This window comes from Curtobacterium sp. AC268 (assembly GCF_979258745.1).
This window is the reverse complement of the sequence record NZ_OZ409878.1, coordinates 2,938,268-2,955,240: the sequence shown is the minus strand read 5'-3', so window position 1 is coordinate 2,955,240 and position 16,973 is coordinate 2,938,268. Positions and strand designations below refer to the sequence as shown.

Annotated in this window: 18 protein-coding genes; 13 read left to right on the top strand and 5 right to left on the bottom strand. The window is 71.5% G+C overall.

What is annotated here, in order from left to right:
• Nucleotides 1–18 precede the first annotated feature (18 nt).
• The 9 genes from ACZZ9K_RS14055 (at nt 19) to ACZZ9K_RS14015 (ending at nt 9,751) form a co-directional block, all read left to right on the top strand.
• The gene (locus tag ACZZ9K_RS14055; RefSeq protein WP_027465082.1) at nt 19–768 is read left to right on the top strand and encodes a glycosyltransferase family 2 protein; all 750 of its coding nucleotides are present in this window, start codon (nt 19–21) and stop codon (nt 766–768) included.
• Nucleotides 765–1,424, top strand: coding sequence for a TIGR04282 family arsenosugar biosynthesis glycosyltransferase (locus ACZZ9K_RS14050; protein ID WP_176708227.1), 660 nt, complete (start codon nt 765–767; stop codon nt 1,422–1,424). Before ACZZ9K_RS14055 ends, ACZZ9K_RS14050 begins: the two co-directional genes overlap by 4 nt.
• Nucleotides 1,421–2,083, top strand: a complete 663-nt coding sequence (locus tag ACZZ9K_RS14045; RefSeq protein WP_463444377.1) for a class I SAM-dependent methyltransferase — start codon at nt 1,421–1,423, stop codon at nt 2,081–2,083. Before ACZZ9K_RS14050 ends, ACZZ9K_RS14045 begins: the two co-directional genes overlap by 4 nt.
• A gap of 137 nt (nt 2,084–2,220) precedes the next feature.
• Nucleotides 2,221–3,168, top strand: coding sequence for an alpha/beta hydrolase (locus ACZZ9K_RS14040; protein WP_463444376.1), 948 nt, complete (start codon nt 2,221–2,223; stop codon nt 3,166–3,168).
• Nucleotides 3,165–4,334, top strand: a complete 1,170-nt coding sequence (locus ACZZ9K_RS14035; protein WP_463444375.1) for a sensor histidine kinase — start codon at nt 3,165–3,167, stop codon at nt 4,332–4,334. Before ACZZ9K_RS14040 ends, ACZZ9K_RS14035 begins: the two co-directional genes overlap by 4 nt.
• Nucleotides 4,331–4,927: a response regulator transcription factor gene (locus tag ACZZ9K_RS14030; RefSeq protein ID WP_232750437.1), complete on the top strand. Its 597-nt coding sequence runs from the start codon at nt 4,331–4,333 to the stop codon at nt 4,925–4,927. Before ACZZ9K_RS14035 ends, ACZZ9K_RS14030 begins: the two co-directional genes overlap by 4 nt.
• A 126-nt stretch (nt 4,928–5,053) precedes the next feature.
• The gene (locus ACZZ9K_RS14025; RefSeq protein ID WP_463444374.1) at nt 5,054–5,299 is read left to right on the top strand and encodes a hypothetical protein; all 246 of its coding nucleotides are present in this window, start codon (nt 5,054–5,056) and stop codon (nt 5,297–5,299) included.
• A 145-nt stretch (nt 5,300–5,444) separates the two neighbouring features.
• Nucleotides 5,445–7,064: a phosphoglucomutase (alpha-D-glucose-1,6-bisphosphate-dependent) gene (pgm, locus tag ACZZ9K_RS14020; RefSeq protein WP_071406014.1), complete on the top strand. Its 1,620-nt coding sequence runs from the start codon at nt 5,445–5,447 to the stop codon at nt 7,062–7,064.
• A 224-nt stretch (nt 7,065–7,288) separates the two neighbouring features.
• Nucleotides 7,289–9,751, top strand: a complete 2,463-nt coding sequence (locus ACZZ9K_RS14015) for an MDR family MFS transporter (protein WP_463444373.1) — start codon at nt 7,289–7,291, stop codon at nt 9,749–9,751.
• 154 nt (nt 9,752–9,905) lie between these two features.
• Here the strand turns inward: ACZZ9K_RS14015 and ACZZ9K_RS14010 are convergent, their stop codons facing one another.
• Together ACZZ9K_RS14010 and ACZZ9K_RS14005 are read right to left on the bottom strand one after the other, a co-directional pair.
• On the bottom strand, nt 9,906–10,412 hold the full coding sequence (locus tag ACZZ9K_RS14010; RefSeq protein WP_463444372.1) for a hypothetical protein: 507 nt from the start codon (nt 10,410–10,412) through the stop codon (nt 9,906–9,908).
• A 71-nt stretch (nt 10,413–10,483) separates the two neighbouring features.
• Nucleotides 10,484–11,374 (bottom strand): DNA-methyltransferase, encoded by an 891-nt coding sequence (locus tag ACZZ9K_RS14005; RefSeq protein ID WP_463444371.1) that lies wholly within the window; start codon nt 11,372–11,374, stop codon nt 10,484–10,486.
• Between the two features lie 104 nt (nt 11,375–11,478).
• Here ACZZ9K_RS14005 and ACZZ9K_RS14000 point away from each other — a divergent pair, with 104 nt between their 5' ends.
• Complete coding sequence (locus ACZZ9K_RS14000; RefSeq protein WP_027465074.1) at nt 11,479–11,769, top strand: GNAT family N-acetyltransferase; 291 nt, start codon at nt 11,479–11,481, stop codon at nt 11,767–11,769.
• Nucleotides 11,770–11,806: 37 nt separating this feature from the next.
• Here ACZZ9K_RS14000 and ACZZ9K_RS13995 read toward each other — a convergent pair whose 3' ends face one another.
• The 3 genes from ACZZ9K_RS13995 to ACZZ9K_RS13985 all read right to left on the bottom strand — a co-directional run bounded on the left by ACZZ9K_RS13995 (nt 11,807) and on the right by ACZZ9K_RS13985 (nt 14,353).
• Nucleotides 11,807–12,136 carry a hypothetical protein gene (locus ACZZ9K_RS13995; protein ID WP_051596634.1) on the bottom strand — a complete coding sequence of 110 codons (330 nt, stop codon included), beginning with the start codon at nt 12,134–12,136 and terminating at the stop codon, nt 11,807–11,809.
• Between the two features lie 166 nt (nt 12,137–12,302).
• Complete coding sequence (locus ACZZ9K_RS13990; protein WP_463444370.1) at nt 12,303–13,352, bottom strand: lipoate--protein ligase family protein; 1,050 nt, start codon at nt 13,350–13,352, stop codon at nt 12,303–12,305.
• A 131-nt stretch (nt 13,353–13,483) separates the two neighbouring features.
• Entirely contained in the window at nt 13,484–14,353 is an 870-nt protein-coding gene (locus tag ACZZ9K_RS13985; RefSeq protein WP_111024938.1) for an alpha/beta hydrolase, read from the bottom strand.
• Nucleotides 14,354–14,458: 105 nt separating this feature from the next.
• Here ACZZ9K_RS13985 and ACZZ9K_RS13980 point away from each other — a divergent pair, with 105 nt between their 5' ends.
• From ACZZ9K_RS13980 to ACZZ9K_RS13970, 3 genes are read left to right on the top strand one after another with little or no spacing between them, the layout of a single operon-like run.
• Nucleotides 14,459–15,616: an inorganic phosphate transporter gene (locus tag ACZZ9K_RS13980; protein ID WP_027465071.1), complete on the top strand. Its 1,158-nt coding sequence runs from the start codon at nt 14,459–14,461 to the stop codon at nt 15,614–15,616.
• 11 nt (nt 15,617–15,627) lie between these two features.
• Nucleotides 15,628–15,897: a hypothetical protein gene (locus ACZZ9K_RS13975; protein ID WP_027465070.1), complete on the top strand. Its 270-nt coding sequence runs from the start codon at nt 15,628–15,630 to the stop codon at nt 15,895–15,897.
• A 41-nt stretch (nt 15,898–15,938) separates the two neighbouring features.
• Complete coding sequence (locus ACZZ9K_RS13970; RefSeq protein WP_463444369.1) at nt 15,939–16,880, top strand: acetamidase/formamidase family protein; 942 nt, start codon at nt 15,939–15,941, stop codon at nt 16,878–16,880.
• Nucleotides 16,881–16,973 lie beyond the last annotated feature (93 nt).

The following is a 16,973-nucleotide window of genomic DNA, read 5'->3' as shown; positions in this document are numbered from 1 at the left end:
TCCGACCGACCGCACCGAATGACGGACATGACTGTCGACGTGATCCTGCCGTGCCTCGACGAGGCGGACGCCCTGCCGAAGGTCATCGCGCGCCTCCCCACGGGCTACCGGGCCATCGTCGTCGACAACGGATCGACCGACGGATCGGCCGACGTCGCCCGCGCCCACGGTGCCCTCGTGGTGACGGAACCCGTCAAGGGGTTCGGTTCGGCGTGTGCCGCCGGGGTCGCCGCGGCGACCGCCGACTTCGTCGCGTTCTGCGACGCCGACGCCTCGATGGACCCGGCCGAGCTCCCGCCCCTGGTCGACCGTGTGGCCAGTGGCCGCGTCGACCTGGCACTCGGCCGTCGCGTCCCGACCGGCCGCGGTGCGTGGGCCCCGCACGCGCGCTTCGCGAACCGCGTCCTCGCCGTCCTCATGCACCGCGCGACCGGCTACCGACTGCGCGACCTCGGCCCGATGCGTGTGATGCGTCGCGAGGACCTCGTCTCCCTCGACCTGCGCGACCGCCGCAGCGGCTACCCGCTCGAGATGGTCCTGGCCGCGCACGCCGCCGGCTGGCGCGTCGACGAGTCCGACATCGGGTACGCGCAGCGCATCGGCGACAGCAAGGTCACCGGCACGCTCCGCGGCACGATCAACGCGGTGCGGGACATGTCCCGTCTGCTCCGTGCGTACCGCCGGGAGGCCCGTGTCCGGGTCGTCGCGCCGGGGCCGCTCCGCCAGGCGGCGGAGTCCACCCCCGTGGTCGAGGAGGCCCGCTCGTGACCGCCACCCACGCCAGCGACGCTGCGCGCGCCGACGTCACCGTCGCCGTCGTGGCGAAGGAGTGCCTGCCCGGCAAGGTGAAGACCCGGCTGACGCCGGCGCTCTCCCCCGAGGGTGCAGCACGCGTCGCGTCCGCGAGCCTCGCCGACACCCTGGCCACCGTCCGCGCACTGCCCGCGGCCCGCCGGGTCCTGTTCTTCGACGGCGACGTCGTGCCCGCCGCGGCCGACGGGTTCGAGGTGCTGCACCAGCCCGGTGGCGGTCTGGACGAGCGCCTCGGGTTCCTGTTCGACGCCGTCGACGGTCCGCTGCTGCTCGTCGGCATGGACACTCCGCAGGTGTCCACCGCGGACCTCGCCCCGGTGTTCGAGGACGCCGCCCGCGACGCCTGGTTCGGCCCGGCCGAGGACGGCGGCTTCTGGTCGCTGTACCTGCGACAGCCCACCGGCGACCTGCTGCGCGGCGTCCCGATGTCGCGCGACGACACCGGAGCCGTGCAGCTCGCACGCCTGACCGATGCCGGACTCGACGTGGGCGTGCTCGGGGAGCTGCTCGACGTCGACACGATCCCGGACGCCGAGCGGGTCGCCGACCTCGCTCCCGACTCCGACTTCACCCGGGCACTCCGTGCCGAGACCGTGGGGAGCACCCGATGACCATGCACGCACCCGTCTCGTTCGGTGCCGGCGGCGGCGAACCGTACGCCCGTGCCCTGCGGACCGACGGCCACCTGCGCCTGACCGACGCCGACCGTCCCGACGCCGTCACCACGATGGACGTCGGCCGCTGGAGCGCCGCCGCCGACCGCGTCGACCGCTCGCTCCTCGACGACGTCGACGGCGGGGTCATCGACATCGGCTGTGGTCCGGGCAGGATGCTCGTCGCCGCACGGTCCCGGGGCATCCCGGCGCTCGGCGTGGACGTCTCCGCCGAGGCCGTGGCCATCGCCCAGCGCTCCGGCGGCACCGCCCTGCAGGGCTCCGTGTTCGACGCGGTGCCCGACGAGGGCCACTGGGACACCGCGCTGGTGATCGACGGCAACATCGGCATCGGTGGCGACCCGACGGCCCTGCTCGCCCGCTGCCGCGAGATCGTGCGCACCGGCGGCCGGGTCATCGTCGAGACGAACCCGGAAGCCGCGGCTGACCGCGTGTACACCGCGCGGGTGGTGGACGCCGACGGCAACGAGAGCGCCGGGTTCCCCTGGGCCGAGGTCGGCCTCGACGCCCTGCACCGGCACGCAGCGGACGCCGGGATGGTCCCGCGGCAGAGCTGGACGGCCGAGGGCCGGAACTTCTGCGAGCTGCTCGCCTGACCGGGCCGCGGCACGATCGACCGTGACATCCGTCACGGTCGATCGTGACACCGGGGCACATCCGCTCCGCGCCCCACGCCGTTTGACTGATCGGACCCGCCGCGCGGACCCCGCGCGGCCCGATCGAGACGAGCACCGTGCGGAAGTCCCTGCGCATCACCCTGATCACCCTCGGCGCACTGGTTGCGGTCCCGGTCCTCGCCCTGGCGACGACGACGGTCGTCAACGTCGTCGCGACCCACGTCGAAGCGTCCGAGATCGACGACTACGGCGAGCGCGTGCCCGTGGACGGCAAGCGGATGAACGTCGTCGTCCGCGGCACCGGCAACTCCGACACCGGGACGATCGTGCTCCTGCCGGGCCTCGGCACCGCCGCTCCCGGGCTCGACTTCGGGCCGCTCATCGACCAGCTCGCCCGGACGCAACGGGTCGTCGCCGTCGAACCGTTCGGCACCGGGCTGAGCGACCAGACCGACGTCCCGCGGACCGCCGCGAACATCACCCGCGAGGTCCACGAGGCCCTGCAGCACCTGCACGTCGACCGGTACGTGTTGATGGGCCACTCGGTCGCGGGCATCTACGCCCTGCCCTACACGAAGGCGTACCGCGACGAGGTGACCGCCTTCGTCGGCATCGACAGCAGTGTGCCGCGACAGTCGAGCTGGGACGAGCCGATCCCGACCGGCGCGATCGTCGCCCTCGACCGACTCGGTCTGCTGCGCGTTCTCGGTGGAGCGTCCTCGGACACGTACGGCGATGCCTACGACGACGCGACGAGGCGCCAGATGCAGCTGCTCTCGGCGAAGAACGGTGCCGCCCCGACGATCATCGACGAGATGCGGCACGCGCCGGAGAACTTCCGGTCCGTCGAGGACTCGCGGTTCCCCGCGGACCTGCCGGTGCTGTTGTTCGTGCGGACGAACGACAACGACGTGCCGAACTGGGTCCGGTTGCACGAGCGCCAGGCCGCGAGCGTGGACCACGGACGGGTGATCGGGCTGGTCGGCGACCACTACCTGCACCACACGCTGTCCGAACGGATCGCCAGGGACACCGACGCGACCCTCGCTACCCTGGGCGCGTGACGCACCCCGGGCAGGAACAGCCCCGCGCCGACGCCGACGTCCGGGTGGTCCGCTGGTCCTCGGTCGCGTCGCTCTGGCTCGTGGTGCTGGTGGGCGGCGGCGTGCAGGTGCTCATCGGGACCGACGGCCCGACGACGGCACGAACCCCCGTACTCGTCGTGCTCACCGCCGCCGCGACGGTGGCGGCGCTCGCATCGATCCCGCTGCTGCTCCGCCCCGCCGGCGAGGCGTCGGCACGCCACCCGGCCGTGCTCGCCCTGCTGGTGCTCGCGGCCGCCACGTGGGTGGTCGCGCTCGTCCCGTCGGCGACCGGCTCCGCGTGGTCGTTCACCCTGGCGATCGCGGGCGGCACGATCGGCTGCCTGCTGCGCGGGTGGGCGCGGGTCACCGTGCTCGCCGGCACCGTCGTGCTGCTCGTCGCGGCGGCCGACGCCCGCGCCGAGCCCGCCGAACTGGTCCTGGTCGGGACCCTCGCGCTCTTCGCCCTGATGCCGCTCAGCGTCGTCTGGATCCACCGCGTCGTGCTCCGGCTCGAAGCCGCTCGTCGCACCGCATCCGACCTCGCTGTCACCGAGGAACGACTCCGGTTCGCCACCGATCTGCACGACATCCAGGGCCATCACCTGCAGGTCATCGCACTGAAGAGCGAGCTCGCCGAACGGCTGCTTCCCGGCGACCCCGAGCGCGCCCGAGCGGAGCTGTCGGACATCCGCATGGTGGCCCAGGCTGCGCTCGAGGACACCCGGGCGCTCGTCGGCGGCTACCGCACGGTCACCGTGGCGGTCGAGGTCCGGAACGCCGCCGCCGTCCTCCGATCGGCGGGGATCGACTGCACGGTGCGCATCGAGACCGCCGGCATGCCCGACCCGGTCGGCGCCCTGTTCGCCGTCGCCATCCGCGAGGCCGCGACGAACACCATCCGGCACAGTCGCGCGACCACCGCGTCGATCGAGCTGCTGCGGGACGGCGACGCCTGGCGACTGACGGTGTGGAACGACGCGCCGCGGCCGTCCGAGCGTCCCGGCACCGGCGCCGGCACCGGCATCGACGGACTCCGACAGCGCGTCGCGCCGAACGGCGGGACGGTCGACGCCGACCGGAGCGAGGACCGTTTCATCCTCCTCGTGCGCATCCCGGTTCCCGCACGAACGGCGGTGCGCCCGTGATCAGGATCGTCATCGCCGACGACGAGGAACTCATCCGTGGAGCACTCGTCGCACTGCTCGGCCTGGAAACCGACCTCGAGGTCGTCGCCGACGTCGCCGACGGGGCAGGAGCCGTGGCCGCGGCCCGGACGCATCGGCCGGACGTCGTCCTGCTCGACCTCGAGATGCCCGTCCTCGACGGCATCGAGGCCGCCCGCGCACTGTCGGACGCGATGCCCACGGTGATCGTCACCCGCCACGCGCGGCCCGGCACCCTCCGACGTGCGCTGGCCGCCGGTGTCCGAGGCTTCGTCCCGAAGTCCACACCGGCGGCGCGGCTGGCCGAGATCATCCGCGACGTGGCGGCAGGCGAGCGGTACATCGACGCCGGTCTCGCGGCGGCTGCGCTCACCGAGGACGAGAGCCCGCTCACCCCGCGGGAGGCCGACGTCCTGCGCTGCACCCGCGACGGGCTCGCGACGAAGCAGATCGCCCGGGAGCTCTCGCTCGCACACGGCACGGTCCGGAACCACCTGTCGTCGGCGATCGCGAAACTGCACGTCGACAACCGTGTCGCAGCCGCTGCCGTGGCCTGGGACCGAGGGTGGATCTGACCGCAGAACGCACTCTTGTTTTGCATGATGCAAGACAAGTGCGTAGAGTGGTGGTCATCCAGCCGACGGCGTCGCGGTCGCCGGCTCGGTGACCCGCGGACCTCGGCACGACGACGAGGAGCACCCATGCAGAACCGTCAGAACCCCCTGGGCGGCGCCTACGTGACCGGCCTCGAGACCCGCGCCGAGCTCGGCGCCTTCGCCGGCGACGCGGTCCGCAGCCCGGTCAGCAGCTACACCGGCACCGGCATCGGCCGAGCACTCGGCCGCTTCGTCGACACGCAGTTCCGCCGTCCCGGCACCGCGACGTCCTCGACGCGCACCCTGACCGGCTCGTTCCGCACGGCGACGGGTTCGTTCCGCACCGCCTGAGGCACCTGCCTCCACAGACCGCGAGCGGTCGTCCGCCCCGGGTGTCCCCCCTCGACCCGGGTGGGGCGGCCGCTCGCTCGCGTTCCCCCGGCCTCCGGTGCACTTCCCCCGAACGCGCCAGGGCGGCCGATGCCAGGATGGACGCATGAACGACCGCGCCGGCACCCCAGCGACCGCAGACGACCTCGTCGACCTCGACGAGCTCCTCGCCGCCTACCACGACCGAGTGCCCGACGTCTCGGTCCCCGAGCAGAAGGTCGTGTTCGGCACGTCCGGACACCGCGGGTCATCGCTCGACACCGCCTTCAACGACACCCACATCGCCGCCATCACGCAGGCGATCGTGGAGTACCGCCGCGACCAGGGCACCGACGGGCCGCTCTTCATCGGCCGCGACACCCACGCGCTCTCGGCCCCCGCCGAGCAGACCGCTCTGCAGGTGCTCGCCGCCAACGGCGTGCGCGTGCTCGCCGACAGCGAGGACGGCTTCGTGCCGACGCCCGCGCTGAGCCACGCGATCATCCGCTACAACCGCGCCGGCAACCCGGACACGGCCGACGGCATCGTCATCACGCCGAGCCACAACCCGCCCCGCGACGGCGGCTTCAAGTACAACCCGCCGCACGGCGGTCCCGCCGACAGCGACGCCACGAGCTGGATCGCGAACCGCGCGAACGCGATCATCGAGGGCGGCAACGCTGAGGTGCAGCGCACCGAGGACGCCGAGCCCGAGCGCTACGACTTCCTGAACACGTACGTCGCCGACCTCGAGAACATCATCGACATCGCCGCGATCAAGCGTGCCGGCGTGAAGATCGGCGCCGACCCGCTCGGTGGCGCCTCGCTGCCGTACTGGAACGCCATCCGCGACCACTACGGCCTCGACCTGACCGTCGTGAACCCCGAGGTCGACCCCACGTGGGCGTTCATGACGCTCGACTGGGACGGCAAGATCCGGATGGACCCGTCGAGCCCCTCGGCGATGGCCTCGGTGCTCGCCCGCAAGGACGACTTCGACGTGCTCACCGGCAACGACGCCGACTCCGACCGGCACGGCATCGTCACGCCCGACGGCGGGCTGATGAACCCGAACCACTACCTCGCGGTCGCGATCGAGTACCTCTACGCGCACCGGCCCGAGTGGCGCGACGACGCCGCGATCGGCAAGACCCTGGTGTCGTCGAGCATCATCGACCGCGTCGCCGAGTCCCTGGGCCGTCGCCTGTGGGAGGTCCCGGTCGGCTTCAAGTGGTTCGTCCCCGGCCTGATCGACGGCTCGGTGGCGTTCGGCGGCGAGGAATCCGCGGGTGCGTCGTTCCTGCGCACCGACGGCACCGCGTGGACCACCGACAAGGACGGCATCATCCTGGCGCTCCTGGCGTCCGAGATCGTCGCCGTCACCGGCAAGACCCCGTCGCAGCTCTACGCCGAGCTGACCGAACGCTTCGGTGCCCCGGTCTACCAGCGCGTCGACGCCGCGGCCTCGAAGGAGCAGAAGGCCCGCCTCGGCAAGCTCGACGGCGACGCCATCACCGCGGACACCCTGGCCGGCGACCCGATCACCGCGAAGCTGTCGAAGGCCCCGGGCAACGACGCAGCCGTCGGCGGCGTGAAGGTCGTCACCGACAAGGCGTGGTTCGCCGCGCGCCCGTCGGGTACCGAGGACGTCTACAAGATCTACGCGGAGAGCTTCGTCGGGCAGGAGCACCTCGAGCAGGTGCAGCGCGAGGCCAAGGAGATCGTCGACGCAGCCCTGGGCGCGTAGCGCCCTCGTCGGACGGGCTGCGGGTCTCGGACACCGCAGCCCGTCCGCCGGAACCGAGCCGGGCCTCCAGGCCGTGTGCCACCGGGGCCCACTGGGCGTACCGTGACTGCCGATCCACTCAGGAAGCCGTCTCCGGTGCGACCGAGCACTTGCGGCAGTTGTAACTTTGCAGGCAGCGCAAAAATCGTTCTGCCAGCGCATCGGTACCCCGGGAGACCCTGCTCATGACCCAGACGGCGACCGCCCCCGCGGCCCCCACCACGGCGTCCAACGTCGTGATGAACCACCGACAGATCCTGTTGGTGATCTACGGCCTGATGGCCGGCATGTTCCTCGGTGCCCTCGACCAGACGATCGTCGGCACCGCGATCCGCACCATCGGTGACGACCTGCACGGACTCGACCAGCAGGCCTGGGTCACGACCGGGTACCTCATCGCGTCGACGGTGACGACCCCGATCTACGGCAAGCTCTCCGACATCTTCGGTCGCCGGCCGCTCTTCATCACCGCGATCGGCATCTTCATCGTCGGTTCGTTCGCGGCGTCGTTCTCCGACTCGATGCTCATGCTCGCCGGGTTCCGCGCGCTGCAGGGCCTGGGTGCCGGTGGTCTGATGTCCCTGCCGCTGGCGATCATGGGCGACATGCTCGCCCCACGCGAGCGGGCGAAGTACCAGGGCTACTTCCTGGCGGTCTTCGGCATCTCGTCCGTCATCGGGCCGCTCGTCGGCGGCGTCTTCGCCGGCGCGGACCAGCTGCTGTTCATCGCCGGCTGGCGCTGGGTGTTCCTGATCAACGTGCCGATCGGCATCATCGCCCTGTTCATGGTGCTGACGTTCCTGCACCTGCCGAAGTTCGGTGACCGGGGCAAGCCCCGCATCGACTGGTGGGGCGCGACGCTCGTCATCGTCACGCTCGTGCCGCTGCTGCTCATCGCCGAGCAGGGCCGCGAGTGGGGCTGGGACTCCCCCGCCGCCTTCGCCTGCTACGCCATCGGCGCCCTCGGGCTGATCGCGTTCATCATCGTCGAGCGAGCCATGGGCGACGACGCGATCCTGCCGATGAAGCTCTTCGGATCGCGGGTGTTCTCGATGTCCGCGATCCTGTCGGTGCTCGTCGGCTTCGGCATGTTCGGTGCGATGCTGACGATCCCGCTCTACCTGCAGATCGTCAAGGGCGTGACCCCGACCGAGTCCGGGTTCGCCATGCTGCCGATGGTGCTCGGCCTGATGATCTCGTCGATCGCCTCCGGCCAGATCATCTCCCGCACCGGCAACTACCAGGTCTTCCCGATCACCGGAACGGCGTTCACGGCGATCGGCTTCACGGTCCTGACGTTCCTGACCGCCGACCGACCCCTGTGGTTCCTGATGCTCGGCATGTTCGGCATCGGCCTCGGACTCGGACAGCTCATGCAGACGCTGACCCTCGCCGCGCAGAACTCGGTGTCACCGCGGGACATCGGTGTCGCCACGAGCGCCGCGACGTTCTTCCGCCAGATCGGCGGCACGATGGGCACCGCTGTCCTGCTCTCCGTGCTGTTCACCCTGATGCCGACGAACATCAGCGCCGCGATGCAGAACGAGTCCGACCTGAAGAGCGCGCTCAACGCCGCGATGACGCCCTCGGTCGCCAACGCGTCGAAGAACCAGGGCGTGATGGACGAGATCTGGACGAAGATCGTCGACCCGGTGCAGAAGAAGGTGCAGGACGGACTCGACCAGGGCACCGCGCAGGCGAAGCAGGCCGCCGACGCCGCCGTGACCAAGCAGGTGACGGCAGCGGTGCAGCAGCAGGTCGCCGCGGGGACCGTCCCGGCCGCCGCAGCGGACACGATCATCACCCAGCAGGTCGACGACGCCAAGCCCGCAGCCGAGCAGCAGGCGCTCGAGACGGCGGCCACGAAGGCGAACGCCTCGGTCGTCGACGGCACGCTGCAGATCGACTACTCCGACAAGGGGCAGCGGGAGAACGTCGTCGACCAGGTCGCCCCGACGCTCATCAAGCAGCTCAAGAGCGGCGACTCGGCCGCGAGCTCGTCCACCGACTCGGCGACGAGCGACACGTCGTTCCTGAACGGGGCGGACCCCCGGCTCAGCCGTCCGTTCCTGGTCGGGTTCAGCGACTCGGCCGTCCGCGTCTACTACGTCGGCCTCGCGGTGATCCTGCTCGCGTTCGTGCTGACGTGGTTCTTCCGGGTGCCGCCGCTCCGCAAGACCTCGGCGCTGCAGGAGCAGGCCGATGCCGCGCGCACGGCTGCCGGCGCGGGGTCGGACGGGAGCGCCACTGCAGCCGCTGCCGCCGCCGCACCTGGGGCCGGTCCGGTGCCGACGGGGTCGTCGTCCTCCGCCGGAGTCCCGACCTCGCCCGACGTTCCGAGGTCGCCGGACGTGCAGCCTCGGTCTGCCCGGGCCGCCGGGGCGTCGGACGTCTCGGTGCTGCCGAACGGGGTCGACGACACCCGCGCGCCGCTGCCGAACGCCACGACGCACGGTGCGCACTCGGCGGCTGCGCCGGTCGACGAGCCCCCGACGACGACCGGTGCCATCCGGACCCGGGCTGCCCACGCCGCCCCGGTCGTGGAGCCGAACGCCCACGGGGCCGGAGCCGATGCGGCGGAGGCGAGCCGCGCCTCCCGGCCGGACGCTGACGACGCGCACGCGCACGGGCGGCACTCCGCGGAGTAGTCGGCGCGGGCGCTCGCTCGCTGATGCCGAACGACGAGGTCGCTGTCGCACGACAGCGACCTCGTCGCATCGGCGCGCGTGCAACTGTTGCGGCCGCGCGAGAGCGACACCGTCGACGTCGTGCGACATCGACATCGTCGATCCCGTGCGGAGACTACGAGCGCTCTCGCTCGCGCATCTCGACGTAGTCCCCGGCAGCGCACGCCGAGGTACCACTGACCGTGTCGCCCCCACCGAGGTCGGAGGATTGGAACCCGATGTTCGCCACGCCGTCCCCGCTGCCGTCGACGCCGCTGGAGGACGCGTCGGCATCGGAGAACCGCTTCGTGTCGAGTCCGCGCTCGCCCCACAGCTTCTCGAGCGTCCGGATCCCCTGCTCGACGTCGCCGCGATCAGCGCGGGACTTGATGTACGTGTAGTTCACACCCTCGCCGACGCCGCGCTCGTCCTCGCACGTGCCGAGCCGCGGTCCTTCCTGGACCGTCCACGTCCCGCCGAGCGCATCGGTCGTGTCGTCGACGAGCTGCTGGATGCTGCGCTCCGCATCGGCCGGCTCCTGGGTCGGTCGGTTCTCCGTCTGTCCTCCAGAACAGCCGGCAGTCGTGCCGACGATCGCGATCGCGGTCACGGTGACTGCGATCCACTGCTTCAGGTCGGTCATCGGTGTCGGTTCTCCGTCGGGTCTTCAGGTCGTCGGGTCGAGGGAGCCGTTGCCGTTCTCGGTGCCGCGCCTCAGACCGCCGGCGCCGCGCCCCCCGCCGCTGCCGCCGGTCCTCCGGCCACCTCGAACGACGCACCCGGCAACCGCTTCCGCATCACGTCGATCGCCGCCGGGTTGTCGTCCACCAGCACGTACCGCCGCCCCAACGCCTGTGCCACGGCGCCCGTGGTCCCACTGCCCGCGAAGAAGTCGAGCACCCAGTCCCCCTCGCGCGAGGACGCCTGCACGATCCGCCGCAGCACCCCCTCGGGCTTCTGCGTGGGGTAGCCGGTCTTCTCGCGGCCGGTCGGCGAGACGATCGTGTGCCACCAGACGTCGGTGGGCAGCTTGCCGCGCTCGCGCTTCTCGGGGGTGACGAGCCCCGGCGCCATGTACGGCTCGCGGTCGACGGCCTCGGAGTCGAACCAGTACCGCGACGGGTCCTTCACGTAGACCAGGATCGTGTCGTGTTTCGTGGGCCAGCGCGTCTTGGACTTGGCACCGAAGTCGTAGGCCCAGACGATCTCGTTCAGGAACGACTCACGGCCGAACAGCGCGTCGAGCAGCACCTTGGCGTAGTGCGACTCGCGGTAGTCGAGGTGCAGGTACAGCGTGCCGTCGGCGGCGAGCAGCCGCCAGGCCTCGATGAGTCGGGGTTCGAGGAACGACCAGTAGTCCTCGAACCGGTCGTCGAAGCGCATCAGGTCGCCGCGCACCCGCTCGTAGGTCCGGCCGTGGAACCCCATCACGGGACCGTCGGCCTTCGGCACGGCGGACGTCGCGTGCCGGCGCTGGTACCGGCCGGTGTTGAACGGCGGGTCGAGGTACACCAGCGTGAAGGACCCGTCCGGGTAGGCGGGGACCACGTCGAGGGCGTCGCCGAGGACGACGCGGTCCGGGCCTCGGTCGTCTCCCCTGCGCACGGACCCATTGTCGCGCACCGAGCGAGCACGCTCGACGCGCACCGCACCGCACCGCACCGCACGAGCACGCACCGCACCCCGGGCCCCGGCGTACGGTCGAGTGCATGGCAGCAGCACCCGAGGTCCGCAACGACACCGACAAGCAGCAGTACTCCCTGATCGAGGACGGCGAGGTCATCGGCCTCGCGGCGTACGAGATCGACGGCGACGAGATCCGCTTCGTGCACACCGAGGTCGATCCCGAGCACCGCGGTGGTGGGCACGCGTCGATCCTGGTGCAGCACGCGCTCGACGACGTCCGTGCGAGTTCGTCACGCCGGGTCGTCGCGCAGTGCAGCTACGTGCACGCGTGGATCGAGCGGCACCCGGACTACCAGGAGCTCACGACCCGCTGACGCGGGCGACGCACAGACGAGCGCGGCGCCCGTCCGCTCAGTACGAGCGGTCGTGCGTCCCCACGCGGGCCTCGTGCCGGCCGGCGCTCCGCACCGTCGGCACCCGGATGAGCACGCTGCCACTGAGCAGGTCGTGGTCGTCGTCCGCCGGGGACGGGGCCTGTTTCGGCAGGCGCGCCTGCCGTTCGTACTCGGCTTGCGTCTCGTGCCGGGTCGGTGCGAACACCTCGTCCAGCATCCCGACCATGCCTCCGGATCCACCGCTCCGCTGGGACTTGTTCGACAGGTCGATCCACCCCATGCGATCGGCGATCCACACCACGACGGCCACGGCGGCCACCGCCCCCAGGAAGATCAACCAGTTCACGGCAGCGACGCTACGTGGGCCGCGCGGCGAGCGGATCAGCCGCGCGGGGGATTCTCATCATCCACACGTCTGGTTCATGAGGTCGAGGCGCACACTCGAGGAAGCGGCGGCCGGGACGTCCCCCCTCAGCTCCGGCCGTCGCGCCACCGTCGATCGGGATCGGGGCTCACGGCACCCGCTCGAGCCACTCCTTCGTCGCGAACTTCGTCCGCACCAGCTCCTGTGCCCGCTCGCGCTCGGCCTCGGTCACGTGCCCCTCGGTCGCCCCGTACAGGCGGGTGAAGGTGCCGATCAGCCACTCGATGATCTCGGCGCGGGACAGCCCCGTCTGCGAGCGGAGCGGGTCCACGCGCTTCGCGGCGCTGGTGGTGCCCTTGTCGCTCATCTTCTCGCGCCCGATGCGCAGCACCTGCACCATCTTCTCGCCGTCCATGTCGTAGCTCATGGTGGCGTGGTGCAGCAGCGAACCGGTGCCGAGGCGCTTCTGGGCGGCCCCGCCGATCTTGCCCTTGGTCGAGGTGATGTCGTTGAGCGGCTGGTAGTACGCCTCGATGCCGAGCGACTTGAGCGCCTCGATCACCCATTCGTCGAGGAACGCGTACGAGTCGGCGAAGGTCATGCCCTGCACCAGGTCGGACGGCACGTAGAGGGAGTACGAGATCACGGCACCGGCATCCATGAACATCGCGCCGCCGCCGGAGATCCGTCGGACCACCTGCACGCCGTACTTCTCGGCGCCGGCGGGGTCGACCTCGTTCTTGAGCGACTGGAACGAGCCGATCACGACGGCTGGCTGGTCCCACTCCCAGATGCGCAGCGTGGGACCGCGACGGCCTGCACCGACCTCTTCGGTCAGCACCTGGTCGAGCGCGAGGTGCTCGTTCGGGCTGATCGGCCCCTCGTGCACGATCTGCCAGTCGTGGTCGCGCCAGGTCGAGGCCCGCGACAGCGCGCGGCGCACCGCGACGCCGACGGACTCGGGCGTGAAGCCGAGCAGCACCGCATCGGTCGGCAGGGCCGCCCGCACGGCTGCGGCGATGCCCGCGGCGTCGGTGGTGGCGGGGAGCCCGTTCACGGCCGCGTCGATGAGCGGCAGCGCGTCGTCGGGTTCCAGGAAGAAGTCACCCGCCAGGCGGAACTGCTGGATCGTGCCGTCGACGACCTCGAGGTCGACGACGACCAGCTTGCCTCCGGGGACCTTGTACTCACCGTGCATGCCGCAACCCTATTCCGGACGGCCGACTGCCCGGCAGTGGGCCGGCCCGGTGACGGACTGGAGGCCCGTGGCGGCGTCGCCACGGGCCTCCCGTCCGTCACCGGTCGCGTCGCAGGACGCGGCGAGCGCCGTCAGCGCGCCGTCACCCGGTCGAGCCACGCGACCAGGTCGCCGATGACCTCTGCGCGGTTCGTCTCGTTGTAGACCTCGTGGCGTGCGCCCTCGTACACCTGCACGGTCACGTCGGACAGCCGGCCGCGTCGGCGGTACGCCTGCGCCAGACGCTCGATCGAGCGCGGACCCCCGAGGGTGTCGTCGGAGCCGACCTGCAGCAGCATCGGCAGGTCGTGCGGGATCCCCCGCCGCGGCACACCGAGCAGCCGGAGGGTGTCGGCGAGCCCGAACAGCCCGATGACGTCGGCCTCGACCGCCAGGGGGTCGACCGCCATCGCGTCGATGATCGTGCGGTCGCGGGTGAGCCACTCGTACTTGGTGGGACCCGACCCCGCGTGCCGTGCGTTGAGGTCGCCGCTGTTCATCCAGCCGGGCAGCCGGTAGGCACTCGCGGACAGGACGACGCCGTCGTAGCGGTCCGACGAGGTGTTCACGATCCGCTGCGCCATGAGCGACCCCCACGAGTGCCCGAGCAGCACGAGCGGCAGCCCGGGTTCGTCGGCCCGCGCGACCGCGCTCATCTGCTCCACCGCGGCGATCGCCGCGCGCAGCCCGCCGGGGCCGAGCCGCCCGAGCTTGGCGTGGTCGCCGTCCCACTGGGTCAAGCCGGTGCGTCCGTGCCCGCGGTGGTCGTTCGCGTGCACGGTGTAGCCGGCACGCACCAGGTCCTGCGCGAGCGGTTCGTACCGGAGCCCGTGCTCCCCGACCCCGTGCGCGATCTGCACGACACCCTTCGGCCGCGCCGCACGCCAGGTCGAGTAGACGATCTCGACGCCGTGGGCGTCGGTGAACGAGGCGTCGCCGCGAGCGGCGGAGAAGGTGGGCACACTCGCATCCTTTCAGACACTGCCATCCTCGCAGACGCGCTCCATCCCGGACCTGTTCACCCGGCGTTCACGCAGGGGGTTCCGGGCGGGCCTAGCGTCCTGCGCATGGACGTCATCGTCATCGTCACGCTGGTGATCGTCGTGGCCCTCGTGTTCGACTTCACGAACGGCTTCCACGACACCGCGAACGCCATGGCCACGTCGGTCGCCACGGGAGCACTCAAGCCCCGGACCGCCGTGCTCATCTCCGCCGTGCTCAACGTGGTCGGCGCGTTCCTGTCCACCGAGGTCGCCAAGACCGTCTCGCAGGGCATCATCCGTGAGGGGCAGGACGGCATCCACATCTCCCCCACGATGATCTTCGCGGGGCTCGTCGGCGCGGTGCTCTGGAACCTGGCGACCTGGTACCTCGGGCTGCCGTCGTCCTCCACGCACGCGCTCTTCGGCGGGCTCATCGGCGCCTCGATCATCGGGGCCGGTCTGAACTCGATCAGCTGGGCGACGGTGGTGTCGAAGGTCGTGCTGCCGGCGCTGCTCTCCCCGGTCATCGCCGGGGTGATCGCCCTGGTCGCGACGTACCTGGCGTACGTGCTCACGAAGAACGCGACGACGCACGGTGCGGCGACGGGGTTCCGGCACGGGCAGACGATCTCGGCGTCGCTGGTGTCGCTCGCACACGGCACGAACGACGCGCAGAAGACGATGGGCGTCATCACGCTGACCCTCATCGCCGCGAACTACCAGGCTGCCGGCACCGGTCCGGCGCTCTGGGTGATCCTGGCGTGTGGGCTCGCGATCGGCCTCGGCACCTACATGGGCGGCTGGCGGATCATGCAGACCGTCGGCAAGAAGATCTCCGACGTGCAGTCGCCGCAGGGCTTCGCCGCCGAGACGAGCTCCGCCGCGACGATCCTCATCTCGTCGCACCTGGGCTTCGCGCTCTCGACGACCCACGTGACGAGTGGCGCGGTCGTCGGTTCGGGGCTCGGCAAGAAGCTCGCCGACGTGCACTGGTCGGTCGTCGGCCGCATCGTCGTCGCGTGGGTGATCACGCTGCCCGCCGCTGCGGTGGTCGGGGCGCTCGCGACCTGGCTCGCGTCGACCTCGGCCTTCGGGCTGGTGCTCGTCGCGGTCCTCGCCCTGGCCGGCGGGCTCACTTTCTACGTCCTCGCCAAGCGCAAGCCGATCTCGCACGAGGACATCACCACCGAGTCCGGGCCTGCCGAGCAGGCCGAGCCGCAGCCGACCGGCGCGACGAACTGAGGGGAACGACGATGGACATCGACTTCACCGCGATCGGCACGGTCGCCGGCGTCGGCTTCGTGGCCGCCGTGGGCCTGGTGCTCGTGTACACGCTCGGCCTCCGGCTGCTCGGGACCGGGCAGCCGGACGACGCGGGCGGCGAGCGCACGCAGTACTCCGACGAGACCCCGCGCTCCGGGCACACCCCGCCGGCGGCACTGGCGGGAGCCGTGGTGTGCTTCGCGCTGTGCATCGCCGCGGTGCTGGCGGGCATCTGGTTGACGATCCCCCAGTTCCACTGAGGACGTTCCTTCCCAGAACACCCGCCTGGGATGATCGACCGGTGACCACCCACCACCTCGACGCCACGGTCGACTCCGCCGTCGACGTCTTCACCGCCGGACGCCAGCCGGTCCTGACCGTGGAACCGGGCGACACGGTGACCGTCCGCACCCTGAGCGCCGCGGGCTACACGGAACGCCAGCCGGGCCCGGGCCTGGACGCCCCGACCCTGATCGACCCGCGCCGGGGCCACTGCCTGGTCGGGCCGATCGCCGTCGCGGGAGCACATCCGGGGATGGTCCTGGCGGTGCACTTCGACGACCTCGTGCCCGACGACTGGGGCTACACGGCATCGGGCGGGGTCGACTCCCCGGTGAACCGCGCACTCGGCCTGACCGACCCGGCGTCGCGCGGCCCGCTGCTCTGGGACATCGACGTGTCCGCCGGAGTCGCCGTGAACCAGCTCGGCCTCGGCGTGCGGACGGCACCGTTCCTCGGCGTCGTCGGGGTGCCGCCCGAGCCCACCGGGGAGCACTCGACGATCCCGCCCCGCACGGTCGGCGGCGGCAACGTCGACTGCCGAGAGCTGATCGCCGGCTCGACCCTGTACCTGCCCGTGACGGTGCCGGACGCCCTGCTCCACGTCGGCGACGGGCACGCGGCCCAGGGCGACGGCGAGGTCTCCGGAACGGCGGTCGAGTGCGGCATGACCACGACGATGACCCTGACGCTCCTCGACCGGGCTCCGGTCGAGGGTGTGCACGCCGACACCCCCGCCGGACGCATCACCTTCGGCTTCGACGCCGACCTCAACGTCGCGACGGCCACGGCGCTCGACCGGATGGTCGACTGGATCGCCGGGCTGCACGGGATCGGCCGCGCCGAGGCACTCGCGATGGCGAGCGTGGCGGTGAGCATGCGCATCACGCAGGTCGCGAACCGCACGTGGGGCGTGCACGCGCTGCTCCCGCACGACGCGATCCTGACGGACGCGCGGCACTGAAGGACGGGAGGCCCGCCCAGCGCGAGCCGACCGGCGCACGCTGGGCGGGCCTCCCGTCCGACGTTCCTTCCCATCGCACCCGCGCTGGAAAGC